The 16,457-nt window shown below is 43.1% G+C and carries 17 protein-coding genes; 14 read left to right on the forward strand and 3 right to left on the reverse strand.

Annotation, left to right across the window (positions count from 1 at the left end):
- Nucleotides 1-445: 445 nt before the first annotated feature.
- Genes lptB through Q0460_RS05275 form a run of 3 tightly spaced genes read right to left on the reverse strand, consistent with a single transcriptional unit; the run spans nt 446 to nt 1,797 of the window.
- Nucleotides 446-1,168 carry an LPS export ABC transporter ATP-binding protein gene (lptB, locus tag Q0460_RS05265; protein ID WP_005870257.1) on the reverse strand — a complete coding sequence of 241 codons (723 nt, stop codon included), beginning with the start codon at nt 1,166-1,168 and terminating at the stop codon, nt 446-448.
- On the reverse strand, nt 1,161-1,568 hold the full coding sequence (gene tsaE, locus Q0460_RS05270; RefSeq protein WP_297946471.1) for a tRNA (adenosine(37)-N6)-threonylcarbamoyltransferase complex ATPase subunit type 1 TsaE: 408 nt from the start codon (nt 1,566-1,568) through the stop codon (nt 1,161-1,163). The genes lptB and tsaE overlap by 8 nt, the downstream gene beginning before the upstream one ends.
- Complete coding sequence (locus tag Q0460_RS05275; protein WP_297904011.1) at nt 1,552-1,797, reverse strand: RNA-binding S4 domain-containing protein; 246 nt, start codon at nt 1,795-1,797, stop codon at nt 1,552-1,554. Before Q0460_RS05275 ends, tsaE begins: the two co-directional genes overlap by 17 nt.
- Before the next feature lie 88 nt (nt 1,798-1,885).
- Here Q0460_RS05275 and Q0460_RS05280 point away from each other — a divergent pair, with 88 nt between their 5' ends.
- The 14 genes from Q0460_RS05280 (at nt 1,886) to Q0460_RS05345 (ending at nt 16,449) form a co-directional block, all read left to right on the forward strand.
- Complete coding sequence (locus Q0460_RS05280) at nt 1,886-3,106, forward strand: argininosuccinate synthase (protein WP_299085644.1); 1,221 nt, start codon at nt 1,886-1,888, stop codon at nt 3,104-3,106.
- Nucleotides 3,107-3,281: 175 nt separating this feature from the next.
- Nucleotides 3,282-3,725 carry a 50S ribosomal protein L9 gene (gene rplI / locus Q0460_RS05285; protein ID WP_295152082.1) on the forward strand — a complete coding sequence of 148 codons (444 nt, stop codon included), beginning with the start codon at nt 3,282-3,284 and terminating at the stop codon, nt 3,723-3,725.
- A complete protein-coding gene (gene hslV / locus Q0460_RS05290; RefSeq protein ID WP_005870266.1) occupies nt 3,718-4,266 on the forward strand; it encodes an ATP-dependent protease subunit HslV in 549 nt (182 codons plus the stop codon). The genes rplI and hslV overlap by 8 nt, the downstream gene beginning before the upstream one ends.
- A complete protein-coding gene (hslU, locus tag Q0460_RS05295) occupies nt 4,263-5,582 on the forward strand; it encodes an HslU--HslV peptidase ATPase subunit (protein ID WP_299085646.1) in 1,320 nt (439 codons plus the stop codon). Before hslV ends, hslU begins: the two co-directional genes overlap by 4 nt.
- Nucleotides 5,583-6,072: 490 nt before the next feature.
- Nucleotides 6,073-6,942 (forward strand): GTPase Era, encoded by an 870-nt coding sequence (gene era / locus Q0460_RS05300; RefSeq protein WP_299085648.1) that lies wholly within the window; start codon nt 6,073-6,075, stop codon nt 6,940-6,942.
- Between the two features lie 62 nt (nt 6,943-7,004).
- The gene (locus Q0460_RS05305; RefSeq protein WP_299085650.1) at nt 7,005-8,525 is read left to right on the forward strand and encodes a hypothetical protein; all 1,521 of its coding nucleotides are present in this window, start codon (nt 7,005-7,007) and stop codon (nt 8,523-8,525) included.
- Entirely contained in the window at nt 8,525-9,178 is a 654-nt protein-coding gene (locus Q0460_RS05310) for a hypothetical protein (protein WP_295152091.1), read from the forward strand. The genes Q0460_RS05305 and Q0460_RS05310 overlap by 1 nt, the downstream gene beginning before the upstream one ends.
- On the forward strand, nt 9,178-9,606 hold the full coding sequence (locus Q0460_RS05315; protein ID WP_299085652.1) for a hypothetical protein: 429 nt from the start codon (nt 9,178-9,180) through the stop codon (nt 9,604-9,606). The genes Q0460_RS05310 and Q0460_RS05315 overlap by 1 nt, the downstream gene beginning before the upstream one ends.
- Nucleotides 9,584-11,092 carry a pilus (MSHA type) biogenesis protein MshL gene (gene mshL / locus Q0460_RS05320; RefSeq protein ID WP_297951162.1) on the forward strand — a complete coding sequence of 503 codons (1,509 nt, stop codon included), beginning with the start codon at nt 9,584-9,586 and terminating at the stop codon, nt 11,090-11,092. Before Q0460_RS05315 ends, mshL begins: the two co-directional genes overlap by 23 nt.
- A complete protein-coding gene (locus Q0460_RS05325; protein ID WP_297960242.1) occupies nt 11,085-11,918 on the forward strand; it encodes an ATP-binding protein in 834 nt (277 codons plus the stop codon). The genes mshL and Q0460_RS05325 overlap by 8 nt, the downstream gene beginning before the upstream one ends.
- Nucleotides 11,911-12,918 (forward strand): hypothetical protein, encoded by a 1,008-nt coding sequence (locus tag Q0460_RS05330; protein WP_299085654.1) that lies wholly within the window; start codon nt 11,911-11,913, stop codon nt 12,916-12,918. Before Q0460_RS05325 ends, Q0460_RS05330 begins: the two co-directional genes overlap by 8 nt.
- Nucleotides 12,915-13,454, forward strand: a complete 540-nt coding sequence (locus Q0460_RS05335; protein ID WP_177389145.1) for a hypothetical protein — start codon at nt 12,915-12,917, stop codon at nt 13,452-13,454. The genes Q0460_RS05330 and Q0460_RS05335 overlap by 4 nt, the downstream gene beginning before the upstream one ends.
- Nucleotides 13,455-13,459: 5 nt before the next feature.
- The gene (locus tag Q0460_RS05340; RefSeq protein ID WP_040303655.1) at nt 13,460-15,208 is read left to right on the forward strand and encodes a GspE/PulE family protein; all 1,749 of its coding nucleotides are present in this window, start codon (nt 13,460-13,462) and stop codon (nt 15,206-15,208) included.
- A complete protein-coding gene (locus Q0460_RS05345) occupies nt 15,205-16,449 on the forward strand; it encodes a type II secretion system F family protein (protein ID WP_005870289.1) in 1,245 nt (414 codons plus the stop codon). Before Q0460_RS05340 ends, Q0460_RS05345 begins: the two co-directional genes overlap by 4 nt.
- Nucleotides 16,450-16,457 lie beyond the last annotated feature (8 nt).

The raw sequence follows: 16,457 nt of genomic DNA on the forward strand, positions 1-16,457 counted from the left end.
ATATGTAATTCATTTGCGGCTGTGTTCGTTTTGAAATTTAATTCTACGAGCGGATATTCTTTGCAAACTGCCGCGTGATTTTGATGCGCAGATGAAAGCATTACGTTTAAAGACGCCTCACGCTTTAAAATTTGATTTAATTTAAACAAAGTGCGATTACAATGCGATTTAAATTTTATGTACCGCGGGTGTAAATTTCGGTCGCGAAAAGAGAACCTACAGCAAAAATTATTTAAAATTTGCAGTGCACAAAATACCTTTTGAAATTTAAAAATTTTAAAACGAACCTGGGCACTTTTCAAAAATTTAATACGCGAAATTCAAGCGCACGGCTAGTTGCAGCCGTTTGCTTGAAATTTAAATCGCAGAACTTAAATTATAGAATTTAACTGCGCGCGCCGAAAAAAAAAGGGGGGGGCTAAAAATCTAAAACGCCTTTGCCGGCTTAGATGCTAAAATCCTCGCCGAGGTAGAATTTGCGCACATTCGGATCGCTAGCTATCTCTTTTGCGGTGCCGCCTGCAAATAGCTCGCCGTCTTTGATGACGTAGGCGCGGTCGCAGATAGCGAGCGTTTCGCGGACATTGTGATCGGTGATGAGCACGCCGATGCCAAGATCGCTTAAATCGCGCACGATGCTTTGGATGTCATTAACGGCGATCGGATCGACGCCTGCAAATGGCTCATCTAAAAGTAGGAATTTCGGCGTTATCATCAGGCTTCGCGCGATCTCGCAGCGCCTGCGCTCGCCGCCACTTAGGCTTACGCCCTTGCGCAATCTGATCGGCTCGATGTTGAGCAGATTTAGCATCTCATCGACCTTACGTGAGGCTTCGGCTTTATTTTTATAGGTAATCTCTGCAGCGAGCATTAAATTTTCCTCAACGCTGAGCTCCTTAAAGATGCTGCTTTCTTGTGGCAGGTAGCCAATGCCGAGCTTGGCGCGCTTATGAAGCGGAACCTTTGCGATGCTATTTTCATTAAGCAAGATATCGCCACCGCTAGCGCTTATCAGCCCGCAGATCATATAAAACGTCGTGGTTTTGCCCGCGCCATTGGGCCCTAGCAGCCCTACGATCTCGCCATTGTAAAGTTCTAGCGAGATTCCTTTGATGATCGGCGTGCCTTTTATGGTTTTTTTTAGACCCCTGACTTCCAGTTTATGCATAGCTTACCTCGTATTTTCGCCCTTGCGCGTGCGGCGTGATCCTCACTACGCAAAAATCAAGCTCATATTTTTTAAGTAAATTTATCAAATTTTCATCCGCCCATTCGATCAGATGAAGTCCCTCTTCAAATAAATTTTCAAATAGTCCGTTTTTTAAAATCCCCTCGCAGCCGCCGTTGTAGATGTCGTAATGATAAATTTCGCCGTAGTTTTGCATGATCGAAAACGTAGGCGAGCTCACGTGCTCGTCTAGCCCGTGCGCCCGCACGATCGCGCGCGCAAGCGTCGTTTTGCCGCTGGCAAGATCGCCGATTAGCAATATTATGCCGCTTTTTGGCAGCGCTTGCACGAGGCGCGAAATTTCATCCTCGCCGCAGATGAGTTCAAAGCTCTTGGACATACTTTGCCTGCTCGCTTTTGGGCGTATTTTTTGCGCTAGGAAAGGCTAGGACTTTAAAGCTTTGTTTTCTATCTAAAAAGCTTATTGTGATTACATCGCCGATTTTAAGCTCTTTGGCGGGCTTTGCTACCGCGCCGTTTACGGCTACGACGCCGCTTTTGCACATATCTTCGCTGATGGCGCGCCGCTTAGTGATATTTACTGCGTTTAAAAATTTATCGATTCTCATAGGCGTGAGTTTAGCGATATTTGCCTTAAAAGCAACTATTAAACTATTTTTGGTAGAATTTCGCCAAATTTTACGTAAAGGATTTGAGATGGCAAAAGATGTAAAAAAGGTCGTTTTGGCGTATTCCGGAGGACTAGATACTAGCATTATTTTAAAGTGGCTCGGCGATACTTACGGCTGCGATGTGGTGACTTTCACCGCAGATATCGGTCAGAATGAGGATTTGGAGCCGATCAAAAACAAAGCTGTGAAACTGGGCATCAAAAAGGAAAATATCTTCGTAGAGGATCTGCGCGAGGAATTTGTGCGCGATTACGTATTTCCGATGTTTCGCGCAAATGCCGTCTATGAGGGCGAGTATCTTTTAGGCACGTCGATCGCGCGCCCGCTGATCGCTAAAAAGCTAGTCGAAATCGCTAAAAAAACTGGCGCGGACGCCATAAGCCACGGCGCAACCGGCAAGGGCAACGATCAAGTCCGCTTCGAACTTGGCGCATACGCGCTAAATCCCGATATTAAGGTGATTGCGCCGTGGAGGTTGTGGGATCTGAACTCTCGCGAGAAGTTGCTTGCCTACGCTAAGAAAAACGGCATCGACATCGCCTCAAAGCCCGGCAAGTCGCCGTATTCGATGGATGCGAATATCCTTCACATCTCCTACGAGGGCTTGGTGCTGGAAGATCCCGCTCATGCGCCTGAAGAGGATATGTGGCGATGGACCGTGAGCCCTAAAAATGCGCCAGATAAGAGCGAGATCATCGAGATCGAATACAAGCACGGCGATCCCGTAAAGCTAAACGGCAAGGCGCTTAAGCCGCACGAGATGCTGGCCGCGCTTAACGAGCTCGGCGCTAAAAACGGCATCGGCAGGCTCGATCTAGTAGAAAATCGCTACGTCGGCATGAAGAGTCGCGGCTGCTACGAAACTCCGGGCGGCACGATCATGCTAAAGGCTCATCGCGCGATCGAGAGCATCACGCTAGATCGCGGCGCGGCGCATCTAAAAGACGATCTGATGCCGCGCTACGCCGAGCTCATCTACAATGGCTTTTGGTTCAGCCCGGAGCGCTTGCTGCTTCAAGAGCTGATAAACAAATCCCAAGAGCACGTAAACGGTAAGGTTAAGCTAGAGCTTTATAAGGGCAACGTGACCGTGCTGGGCAGGGAAAGCAAGAACGATAGTTTGTTTAATACCGATTTCGTGACGTTTGAAGAGGACAAGGTTTTCAATCAAAAAGACGGCGACGGATTTATCAAACTAAGCGCGCTAAGATTTATCATCGCGGGCAAGAACGGACGCAAGCTTTAGCTGAAATTTTGCCACAGGGCGGACGGGCAAATTTCACAAAACGAAATTTTAAAATTTTATCGAAAAAGTAGCGAGCGGCTGCGGGCAGGTTTCATGAAATTTCACTAAATTTCATATCCGCCCGCGCCGCTTATAAAATTTTATAAATTTAAAGCTAAATTTAAAAGGATAATGGATGAAAGTATTACTGATTAAAGACGTTAAGGGGCTCGGAAAGGCGGGCGAGGTAAAGGAGGTCAAGGACGGCTACGGCAACAACTTCCTAATCGGCAAAGGCTACGCTAAAGCCGCTACGACTGAGGTTTTGCGTAAATTTGAAGCGGATAAGAAAAAGCAAGCCGAGCTAGAAAAATACGAGGTCGCGAGCCTGCAAAAACTAGCCGAGGAGCTAGCTAAGATCCGCGTAAAGATCGTAAAGCAGACGGGCGAGAGCGGCGCGCTTTTCGGTTCGGTTACCAAAGATGAGATCGCAACCGCGCTAAAAGAGCAAAAGGGGATCGAAATCGATAAGAAAATTTTAGAGACCGAGGCTATCAAAACGACCGGGATCTACGACGTAAATGCCAAGCTAAAGCACGGTATAAGCGCTAAATTTGAGATAGAGGTGGCTAGTGTTTGAAGCGACTACCATTTTAGCCTACAAAGGCGCGAAAGGCTCCGTCATCGGCGGCGACGGGCAGGTTACGTTTGGAAACACCGTCTTAAAGGGCAATGCGACTAAAATTCGAAAGATCGGTAAAGAGGGTAACGTCTTGGCGGGCTTTGCGGGCAGCACTGCCGATGCGTTTAATCTTTTTGATATGTTTGAGAAGTGCTTAGATGGCGCAAAGGGCGATCTTTTAAGGGCTGTGATAGAATTTAGCAAGCAGTGGCGCAAGGATAAGTATCTGCGAAAGCTCGAAGCGATGATGCTGGTGCTGGACCGCAAAAATATCTTTTTGCTTAGCGGCACGGGCGATGTGGTAGAGCCGGACGACGGCAAGATCGCGGCGATCGGAAGCGGCGGGAATTACGCTCTTAGCGCGGCGCGAGCTTTGGATAAATTTGCAAGCTTAGACGAAGAGGAGCTCGTAAAGCAAAGCCTTAAAATCGCGGGTGAGATTTGCATTTACACGAACGAAAATATCAAAACATACGCAATTTGGGACGAAAAGAGATGATGACGCCAAAGCAGATCGTAGAAAAACTAGACGAATATATAATTGGACAAAATAGCGCTAAACGCACAATAGCAGTGGCTTTGCGAAATCGCTACCGCAGAATGGCGCTTGAAGATGAGATGAAAAACGAGGTGATGCCCAAAAACATCCTAATGATCGGCTCTACCGGCGTGGGCAAGACTGAGATCGCGCGCAGACTTTCGAAGATGTTTGGGCTTCCTTTTATCAAGGTTGAGGCGAGCAAATATACTGAAGTGGGCTTCGTGGGACGCGACGTGGAGAGCATGGTGCGCGATCTGGCCGCCGCGTCGGTAAATTTAGTGCGCGGCGAGGAATTTGAAAAGAACAAAGACAAGATCGATGATTATATCAAGCGTAAAATTTTAGAAAAAGTCCTTCCGCCGCTTCCGCGCGGCGCGAGCGAGGAGAAGGTTGCCGATTACGAAAAAAGCTACGAAAAGATGGCAGCCAAGCTCGAGCGCGGCGATCTGGACGATCTTAGTATCGAGATCGAAGTAAGCGAAAATGCGCTTGAATCGAATCCGAATTTGCCGCCCGAGATGGCAAATATGCAGGAAAGCTTCATCAAAGTAATCGGAATTTCGACGCGCAAAAGCAAAAAAGAGATGAAGGTCAAAGACGCCAAGGTTGCCCTTAAAAGCGAGGCTAGCGAGAAGGTCCTCGATATGGAGAGCATCAAAGCGGAAGCCGTTAGGCGCGCGCAAAACGAGGGCATCATCTTTATCGACGAGATCGATAAGGTGGCGGTCTCAAGCGGCAATAGCGGTAGGCAGGATCCGAGCAAAGAGGGGGTGCAGCGCGATCTGCTTCCGATCGTGGAGGGTAGCAGCGTAAGCACGAAATTCGGCAATATCGACACCGATCACATCCTTTTTATCGCCGCGGGCGCCTTTCATATCAGCAAGCCGAGCGATCTCATACCCGAGCTTCAGGGGCGCTTCCCGCTTCGCGTCGAGCTTGACAGCTTAGACGAGGCGGCGCTGTGCGAAATTTTAACCAAGCCAAAAAATTCGCTTCTTAAGCAGTACTCGGCGCTTTTAAAGACCGAGGGCGTGGAGCTAGAGTTTAGCGAAGACGGGGTCAAAGCGATTGCGAAATTTGCGGCAAGCACGAACGAAAAGGTCGAAGACATCGGCGCTAGAAGGCTACATACGATAATGGAAAAGGTGCTTGAAGATATCAGCTTCGAAGCGGATAAGTTTAAAGGGCAAAATATCGTCGTGGATGAAAAGCTCGTAAGCGAAAAGCTCGCAGGCATCGCAAGCGACGAGGATTTGGCAAAATACATTTTATAAGACTGCTGATGGCTACTCTTAGAATTCTGCAGAGTCGCGGAATTTGGCGGTTTTGAAAATTGCAAAGCGTTAGAATTTTAGGTTTGAGATTTAGCGAAATTTTAAAAATGCGCAGAATTTCGTCCTTTTAAATTTGGTGATACTTTGAAATTTTAAGTCTGTAAAATTTCAAGGATGATTGAATTCTGCGCGGTGCGGGCTATATATAATGTAGTCGTGGGATGAAATTTAAAATTTTGCAGATAATTTACGAAGCTGTAGAATTCGCGGCTCGCGGGATTTGTAGTAGATAGAAATCCGCGCTGTGACGGGTAAAATTTATCGCTACCGCGCGGCTTAAAATTTTGAAATTTTACCCGCTTATGTGATGGCGGAATTTCAAATTTTAGCCGCTTATGCGGAGTCAGCCTACGCAAAACGAGATTTTAAATTTGCCCATTGGAGCTTAGCGCTGCGGTCTCAAGATAAAATTTATAAATTTAAGGAAAATATGAAAAGCGGATTTGTAACGCTCATTGGGCGGACGAATGCGGGCAAGAGCTCGCTGTTAAACTATCTCTGCGGCGAGAAAATTTCGCTCGTCTCGCACAAGATCAATGCCACGCGCCGCAAGATTAACGGCATCGCGATGAACGGCGCAGATCAGGTGATTTTCACGGATACGCCGGGGCTGCACGAAAGCGCCAAGCTGATGAATAAGCTGATGGTCGAAGTGGCGCTCGGGGCGATTGAGGGCTGCGATTTGGTGCTGTTTTTGGCGCCGGTACACGATGATACCGCGGAATATGAAAAATTTTTAAATTTAAACGCAGGCACCAAACACATCGTGATTTTAACTAAAATTGACGAAGTAAATGACGAAAAGATCGTACAAAAGCTGCTGCAATATCAAAGATTTACCGATAAATTCGAAGCGATAATCCCCGTTAGCATCAAAAAAAGGGTCTATAAAAAGCAGGTTTTGGACGAAATTTGCAAAATTTTACCCGAGCATGAGTATTTTTACGACCCCGAAATTTTAAGCGCGACGAATGAGCGTGAAATTTATCGCGACTTCATACTTGAGGCGATCTTTGAGAGTATGAGCGACGAGATCCCGTATTGCAGCGACGTCGTGATGGAAAAAATAGTAGAAAAACCCGGTCTGATCTCGGTATATGCGCGGATCATAACGGACAGCAATTCACACAAAGAGATGCTGATCGGAAAAAACGGCGAGGCGATCAAGCGGATCGGAATTCGAGCCAAAAAGTTAATTTCAAATTTTTCTAAGGTCAAAATTTACTTAAAATTAACAGTTTTTGTAAAAAAAAGCTGGAAAAATGACGAATTTATGGTGAAAACCGATTTTATCTATTGACATTTTATTTTATTTCTATTAGTATTAGCAGCGTAGAAAATTTCATTTGGAAGTGGAGTGTTATGGCAAAGAATAGTAAAAATGCTAGTTCGATTGTTGCGATTAACAAAGTCACGCAAACCATATTCGGTCTAAGTGAGAATGAAGTTTTCGAGCACGACTTCTCAAAAGCGAATCGTGCGAAGGAAACTTACGTCTCATATATTCCGTATAAGGATATAATGACTGCGACGGTCGAAATAAGCAGATCGGTAGAGGACGCGGATCTTTTAGATGCGATCGTCGTTAAGGTGTATGAGGAGCTGGGGCTTGACACCGCTTTGGATTACAAAATCACTTATAGTGAGGTAATAGGTGCTGGCGGCGATGATAGAATTTTCAATGTCTTCGTCGTAGATAATGCCAAACTCACTTCAGAATTCGATGCGATCGCCGCTAGGACGAACTACATCGACTATGTGGCTATGGCTCCGTTTTTATATGAGGGCTTGTATAATAGAGGCGTCCTAACTCGCGACGGAATCGACTGCTTCATCTACTTGCAGCGCGACGATGCGTTTTTGGTAGTGTATCAAAACGGCGAATATTTTCAATCTCGTCAAGTAAGATACAACCTAAAATTCTTGCATGAAAAATATGTCGAGCTAGTCGGTAGCAGGGTCGATGAAGAGAGCTTTTATAGATTGCTCTCCAAACAGGGAGTAAATTTAGAAAATCCGACCGAACGCGATTATATGATCCAAATTTTTGACGATATGTTTTACTACATCAACGACGTATTGAACGGTATTAGTAAAATTTACAACGTCAATATTCAAAACGTCTATATCGGAACGGATATTGGTAAAATTCCTGCGATCGAGGTTTTTGTAGAAAATAATCTGAAGCTAAGATACAAGGATTTTAATTTTAACGTTGCAATCAACGCAAAAGATTATCCACTCACTCAGCTAGATATTTTGATGTTCTTGGTGGGTCAAGATTATTTGGTTACTAAAGACGATGATCACAACTATTCGCCGTTTATGAGACCTCCGCCTTTGACCCAAAGATCAACCGGCAAGCTGATAGGCTATATGCTGCTAGGCTGCTTACTTGGCGCTGTGTATCCTGCGTATAACTTCGGCTATGGATATTATAATAATATGGTAGCTAACGATAAAACTAGCGAATATCAGGGTTTAGAAGATCAGATGGTTCCTGCTAGAGCAGAAAATGCGCGTTTGGATAAAGAGACTAAAGAGGTAAATGCCCAGGCTGCTAAGAGTGGCAAGGAGCTTAATGACAGGCGCGATCTAATTAATGCCATCTTAGATAAGAAAAATAATTACGCTATGAAGGGTGTTTCTATTTTCGAGCTAACCAATATGGTCGTTAAAAATAAGGGCAATATGGTTAGGATCGGTGATGAGAATAGGACTCTGACTGTTCAGGTGCGCACCAAAAACGATAAGCAGATGACCGAGCTTTTAGAGGATATCAGTAAAAAAGAGGTGTATGGCGTGGATACTAAAACAATCGCGCTACAAGAGGGTAATAAAACCGTCTTTTACGATAGTAATATCAGTGTGGAGGTTAGATAATGAAAAAGAAAAGTTCATTAGATCAACTTGATCAATGGTTTGCCTCCAAGGGAAATAGTGCAAATAACTATTTTTACATAGCTTTATTGTTTGTAGGTGTGGTAGCTTACTTTATTTTGAGTGGCTATGCGGATCCGTATTTAGAGGAGAGCGAAACAAATCTAAGTACTGCCACGACTAAGCTTGAAGGCGCACAAAGAGAATATAATGAGTTTTTTGGCGGTGATCCTAAAGCTTTCGTTGATAATAAGCGCAATATCCTCAATGGTGCTAGGACCAACCTTAACAATATCATTGAAGAGCGTGGGTATCTAGACGGTAAGCTAAAAGAAATTTCAAAGCTTACCTATAATGAAAAGAACTGGGCTAAATTTATGGATAGCCTCTCAACGATCGCAGAGAATAACAATATTAAAATTTACGCTATTCACAGCGATAGAAGAGAGCCTAGCATCAAACAAATTTTTCAGCCTGAGGCTTTGCTGGATATAGATGTGAAATTTGAAGGAGCATTTTCGAATGTCCTTAGGTATATCAACCTAATCGAACAATCGGAGATGATCGTAGATGTAAATAAGATGGATATCAATGCCACTAAAAATGGCAAAATCGGTGGAAGTATCGGTATATCTATCTGGGGAGTAAATTACTAATGAAAAAGTTAATTTTATGCTCTTTGCTGATTTCTACTGCTTTATTTGCTGTAGATAATAATCAGACGGTAGCGCCTAGTAATGGAGCCTATAAAGCTAAATACGATGCGATATTCGATGATCTTAGTAAGCCTAGAGTGGGTCTTAGCGATGAGCAGATAGCTTCTTTGCAAGATCCATTTTATCCTAAAGAAGCCAATGCGCCTAGAGAAGCTAATCAGCAGGTGGATCTAGGTTATCAGCTAGTAGGTATTATGGGCGATAAGGTTAAGCTAAACGATAAGTGGTATGGTTTGGGCGAGTATGTAGGCTCATATAAGATCGTGCAAATAACGGGTAATAGCGTTATTATTACCAACGACGATGAAAATAAAGTCGAACTAACACTAAAACAAGGAAGTCAAAATGTCATTATTACATATAAGTAAAAAGCTTAGCATAGCTGCTATGCTTGCTTTGTCTGTTACGGCTACTAGTCTATATGCCGCTCCCGCAACTGCAGGTAACTGCGATAGGAAGGCGCTAAATATTAAGATTAACGATACCGTTACGCTAAACGAGATGCTAACTCAGCTATCCGATATGTGCCGCTTTTCGGTGGTAGCAAAAGACGCTATCGCTCAAGAGGAGATGAGCAAGCCGCTGCAAGGCGTAAGCATCAAAGACCTTTCTTTACGCGAAGTTTTAGATCTACTCATAAAAGAGAATAATCTAAGCTATGAGTATTCTCATGGTATATTAAAAATTTCGGCGCTAGAGACTAGGACTTTTAAGGTGGATTACATCACTTCTATTAGAGAAGGTACTGCTGTTACTAAATCTTCTGTCGATTCCGCACCTACGAAAGTGGATGATAGCGACGATAAAGAAAATAAAGAAGACAATAAGATCACTACCAAAGAGAAATTTGATTTTTGGGAGAAGATTAGCGAGGAAATCACCTCTGTTTTAAATAACGGTACCGAAAAATACGTCGCAGTCGCTCCTATTATAAATCAAAATGCCGGTTTAGTAACCGTTACTGCTATGAAGTCTCAGATAGCTCGCGTAGATAGATATCTAAGCGGTATGCAAAAACGCCTTAGTCGCCAAGTCTTGCTAGACGTAAATATCATATCTGTCGAGCTAAATAACGAATACACTACCGGTATTGATTGGAGTAAATTTCAACTAGGATTTAATACTTATGTAGGTGGAGATCCGACTAAGCTTTCAGGATATCACATAGATAACGGAAATAGAGGAAAGGCTAGCGATACTCACGGAACTTGGACGATAGGGGCTAATCTAAATTTCAATATCGACGGTTTGATTAACTTCCTAGAGACTAAAGGTAAAACCAAGATTATTTCAAGCCCTAAAGTAACTACGATGAATAATCAGCCTGCTATTATCTCTGTAGGTGATACCATTAACTATGTATTGAAATCTACTACTACAGGCGATTATCAAGGTGGAGATACTCAGTCGGATGATCAGTATTCAATATTTGTAGGTATTCTTTTGAATATCTTGCCTGAAATTTCAGACGATAATAGGATTATGCTACGAATTAATCCATCTTTAAGTTCTCTTAAATATGCTGAAGATAATGTAAGGAGAGAGAATGGCAGAAGAGATATCGCACCTGATACCTTGCAAAAGAAACTCTCTAGTGTAGTTTGGGTAGATGATGGCGATACTGTAATTTTAGGCGGTTTGATTGGTGCAACTAAGTCCAAGAATAATACTAGGGTACCTGTGCTAGCTGAAATTCCATTAATCGGAAATCTTTTCAAAAGTACTGCCGATGTTTTGAGTACATCAGAGCTAATCTTCGTAGTAACTCCACATATCATCGACAATACCGGCGCGCCGCTTGCTACCTCTCTTAAAGAGCTAGGTTACTCAAAATCTATCTACGAAAATGAGTAATAATAATTATACGGCGATCAAGGAGATTTTTATCGAGGATAACGAAGTCTCGGACTTCGTTAATCTCGATAAATCGACCCTTGCTTATCATAAAATTTTAAATGCTTTGCAAAAGCCGTTAAAACTTATACTTTTCTACGGCAAACCGGGTTGCGGCAAGACATTTTTGCTTAATAAGATCAAGGTCGATCTTGAAAAAAAGGTAAGAGTCGTATTTGTGCCGCAGCCGTTTTTTGATGAGAAAGAATTTTTCTTAGAGCTTTATTCGCAGATTTTTCATTCAACTCCTAGCGAGCCAATTGATAATTATGAAAATTTTATGCGGGTTTATAGAGAGAGATTTGGAATTTCTACGAATGTGGGAGCGGTGGAGCAGGTCGTTATTTTGCTCGACGAAGCTCAGCTGTATCCAGGAAATTTAATAGAAAAAATTCGCCTTATGGCGGATACCAGATTATTTAAATTTTTATTTACGGTTCATAAGACAGACGAGGAAGATCGCCTCGCAAAGGATTATTTTAAAACTAGAATTTGGGAGAGCATCGAGCTTCCTAATTCAAATTTAGGTGAAGTCAAGCTGTATATTGAAAAAAAGCTCGTGCTTCATGGCTTTCAACAATACTATTTTATGTTTAGCGACGATAATTTCGATTTGATTTTAAATTTAACGGATGGCAATATGAGGAATATCAACAAGCTTATGTATAAGATGTATGAGCTTTTTGAGTATTACGAAGTAAATAAACCTACGGAAATTAGTTTTTCGCAGATTAATAATAAAATTATAGAGATGGCAGCGATAGGCTCGGGGATAATAAATGCTTGAATTTTACGAAGTAAACGAACTTGAAAAAAAATGGGAAGAGTATAACAAAAACAGAAAGCAGTTTTCTTTCCTGAAATCTAAGCCGAATTTCGTATTGAGATTCGACAAGACGATTTTGGGGCTTTTGATATTGATCTCGGTTGCGATCGGAGCGATATTCTGGCTGCTTAAAGATAGTGATAGCGTCAGTATGGCAAGTATCAATCAAAATATTGAAGACAAAGGTGGTGCTTCAAATTCTGCTAATGATGCCGAGCAGCAGGCGGCAGATCTTGCAGTGCAAAATAATATCTCCAAAGAAGATTACAATATCAGCGCGCCGAAAGTTGCCCGCGCCTCTAAACACGAAAAGGAACGCCCAAGCTTAAATTTAAACGATGTGGGTGTGCTATCTAGCGAGGATTCCGGTGGGTTTAAGATGACCAATAATTACGAAAATGGCGGAAACTATGGCGGGCAAGCTCAGGCTCAGAATTTCGGCGGTCAAAATTTTGGTGGACAGAATTTTGGCAATCAAAATGTTCCTACGTTTAACGTACCTAATACCAATAACGCAGCTTTTGCAAATCAGCCACCCAAAAATGAGGTTATAGATTTTGGACGCGCTCCATTGCCACCTAAATCAAATTTCTCGGGAGGTTCTACAAATGCCGCAAGTAGCGCTCCGCTAAGTTCCAGGATTGAGATAAAAACTTCAAATTTAAGCGAAGATAAACAGAGCTTGGAGAGCAAATTTTACGCGACAAATAAGATTGAGTATTCGCTATCGCTAGCCGAAGAAGCGTATAATAAGAAAGACTACGACAATGCGATCAAATGGGCTCTTACGTCAAATGAGCTTGATAAGGACAACGTCGCTAGCTGGATAATTTTTGCTAAAGCCAATTATAAAAAGGGTCGTAAAGAAGACGCGCTTTACGCTCTTGAGACCTTTAACGCAAAGGCGAAAAATAGTGAAATTTCTAACCTCATTTCAAAGATAAGAAGCGATAAACTATGAAAATTTTATATATTTTAGCTTTTGCGATCGCGTCGTTATTTGCAGTTAGCGCCGATGACGTGCGCAACTGGGATCAGATCGGTCAGTATAACCGTATCTGCCAAGAAAGCGTGCGAAATTTATTCATCGAGGAGCAGAGCGAGGCGCTTGCGAATATGTATGCTAAAGCATGCCTCAAGATGGATAAAGTAAATGAGCTCGTCGTGCCTACGGTGATGCTGTATAAAACGAAAGAGGCTCGCGAGAATGCTTCTCTTTATTCGACTATAATTTTTCAAAAAAAGATGCTTTATTTGGCGCTTTGCGACGGCGTAGACATAAGCTATATAAGAACGCCTAAGATCAATTATATTTTATCTGAAATTTTTGATAAATTTACGGAGAGAGCATACGTAAAAAAGAGTGATACGTATGTCTTTACCCTAGAAAACGGCGAGCGTGCCGAGCTTTTTATCAAAGAAGAGGAAGAGGTAAAAAAGATGGTAATTGCAATTTATGCTGGCGATAAGCTTAGCTCGATTAAAATTTATTGGTGATCGCGATGACGAAGATTGAAGAGCAGATTGTTGCGATTTTAATACGAAACAATATCCTTACTAGCACCGTTGTTCCAGAAATCAAGGACAAGATGGATATCGGCTTGACGCTGGGCGAGGTTTTAGTCGGAGATAACTATCTAAGTCAGGATGATTTTTGCTCAATTTTAGTTGAGTTATACAAGCGTCGTCAGATAGAATTTGATGATATAAGCGAAAAATTTTCGATGGATCCGAAAGAATTTTTGCAAATTCTAGCCAAGAAAATGAACCTATCGTATATGAACTTAGACGATATCGACATAGATTTCAGACTATCGGAACGCACTCCTACCGCACAGCTTAAAAGATACGGCGTGATACCGGTTAAAGCGGATGATCTGAATATTTACGTTGCTTTTTCTGATCCGTTTAATCTTGAGTCGCAAGATAAAGCGCAGGCTATGTTTAGCAAACAGCTGCTTAAAATCGTAGTAGCCGATCCAAATCAAGTAAATAAATATCTATCTAAGCTTGAGCTTTCAGAGAGCATTAAAGGGCTCGTAGCGGAGATCCGCAAAGAGCTTGCTAACACCGGCGGTAGCGGAAGCAGTGATGATACCTCGGCGATTTTAAAGCTCATTGAGATGATAATCAGTCAGTCTATTAAGATGCGCGGTAGCGATATTCACATAGAGCCGACCGAGAATAACTGCGTCGTGCGCACGCGTATCGACGGAATGCTTGCTGAAATTTTTATCTTCGATAAAGACATCTATCCGCCGCTAGTAAGCCGATTGAAGCTGCTTTCGAATATGGATATCGCCGAGCGCCGCAAGCCGCAGGACGGCAGGTTTAGTATGAAAATTTCAGGTCGCGAATACGACTTTCGTATCTCGACGCTGCCTATTATCAACGGCGAATCTACCGTTATGCGTATCCTAGATAAATCCAAGGTTATCATCAGCCTGGAAAAGCTCGGCATGCACCCTGATAGCTTTAAGAAATTTAATAACGCTATGAAGGCTCCATATGGTATTATCTTGGTTACCGGACCTACGGGAAGCGGTAAGTCTACGACGCTATATGCGGCGCTAAACGATATTAAAAATATCGATACAAAGGTTATTACCGTAGAAGATCCAGTCGAGTATCAAGTAAATTTAATCCAACAAGTTCAAGTTAACGAAAAAGCAGGTCTTACCTTTGCTTCAGCACTGCGCTCGATCTTAAGACAAGATCCCGACATCATAATGATCGGTGAGATCCGTGATCAAGAGACCCTTAGGATTGCAATCCAGGCTGCTCTTACGGGACACTTGGTTTTCTCGACCCTGCACACAAACGACGCCGTTAGTGCGATCCCGCGAATAGTGGATATGGGTATCGAAGCCTATCTCATAAGTGGTGCACTGATTGCGGTAGAGGCGCAGCGTCTTGTGCGAAAGCTTTGCCCACACTGCAAGCAGCCTACGAATCTTCCTAAATCGATGCTTGATCAGCTGAAGGAATTTTTGCCTGAAAAATACACATTTTTCAAGGCCGTAGGTTGTGATCAATGCGGTCAAACGGGCTACATGGGGCGTGAGATGATTAGTGAAATTTTACCTATTACCGATAAAATGCAGAGCTTGATCGCTAACGGTGGCTCGAAGGACGATATGAGAGCCTTGGCGAAGGAGGAGGGTTTTATAGATATGTTTGAAGACGGTGTTATACGTGCTGCGCGCGGAGTAACTAGTATAGAAGAAATTTATAGGGTGGCTAAACAATGAAAAAGCAATTAGAAGTTGAATACAACGCCAAGGGCGCAAGAAGAAAGATGTTTTTGCAAGCTAGCGATAAGGTGCAAGCAAACAATCTCATGAAGCAGCGCGTAGGCGGGACGATCGTAAAAAGAGGTGAAACCCAAGTCGTAGCCAATACGGGCGGCGATTTTAAGGCGCAGGTTTCGCGCATGCTAGGTGGAAGCGGAAGAGTTAGAACGCTGCCGTTAGTAGCGTCGATCCGCCAGCTTTCGGTTATGACAAATGCCGGAATTTCAATCCACGACTCGATCAAAGAGGTCGCAAGAGCGGCAGAGGATAAGACGCTAAAAGAAATTTTCAGCGCGATGAACGATGATCTTAACGCAGGTCTTAGCTTGACAGAGTCTACGGAGAAATTTAGAGGCCAGCTCGGCGATGTCGTCGTTGCGATGGTAAGTCTGGGCGAAGCTACCGGTAATATGGCAGAATCTCTAGCCAAGCTTGCCGCTATGCTTCAAGAGCTTTGGGAAAACCAGCGTAAATTTAAAAAGGCGATGCGTTATCCGATGATCCTTATGATCGTTATGGCGATTGCATTTTCGGTCTTGATGATGTATGTCGTGCCGAAATTCCGTGAGATTTTTGAGGATTTAGGCGCGGATTTGCCACTACCTACTAGAATTCTACTTGGTATCGAAAGCACGCTTAATAATTATGGAATTTTTGTTTTAGCGGGCATCATAGGCACTATCATAGCTCTTAGATGGGCATATCGCAATAATCCCGAGTTTAAAAAGGGCTTTGACAAGACGATTTTAAAGGTCTATCTATTCGGTAAGATCATATTTTTCTCGACGATGTCGCGATTTATGCTTATTTTTACAGAGCTCGTGCGAGCGGGTATTCCTATCGCTGATGCGCTGGATACATCTGTTTTAATGGTGGATAATCATACTTTAAAAGAGAAGCTCTCTACCGTTAAAATTGCCGTGCAGCAAGGTGTAAGCCTAACCGAGGCGTTTAACAATACAGGGCTTTATGAGAGTATGCTTATTCAGATGATCAGCGCGGGCGAGCAGGCCGGTAACCTCGATAAGATGCTCGGCAACGTTACAGATTATTATAAAGAGAAATTCGACGATATTATCGATAATATCTCAAGCTACGTAGAGCCGATCATGCTATTTTTTATGGCGGGCATGGTTCTTCTTTTGGCTCTGGGTATCTTCATGCCTATGTGGGATCTGGGCAAAGCCGTCAAAAACTAACCCCTTTA

This window comes from uncultured Campylobacter sp. (genome assembly GCF_937980635.1).
Classification (GTDB): Bacteria; Campylobacterota; Campylobacteria; order Campylobacterales; family Campylobacteraceae; genus Campylobacter_B.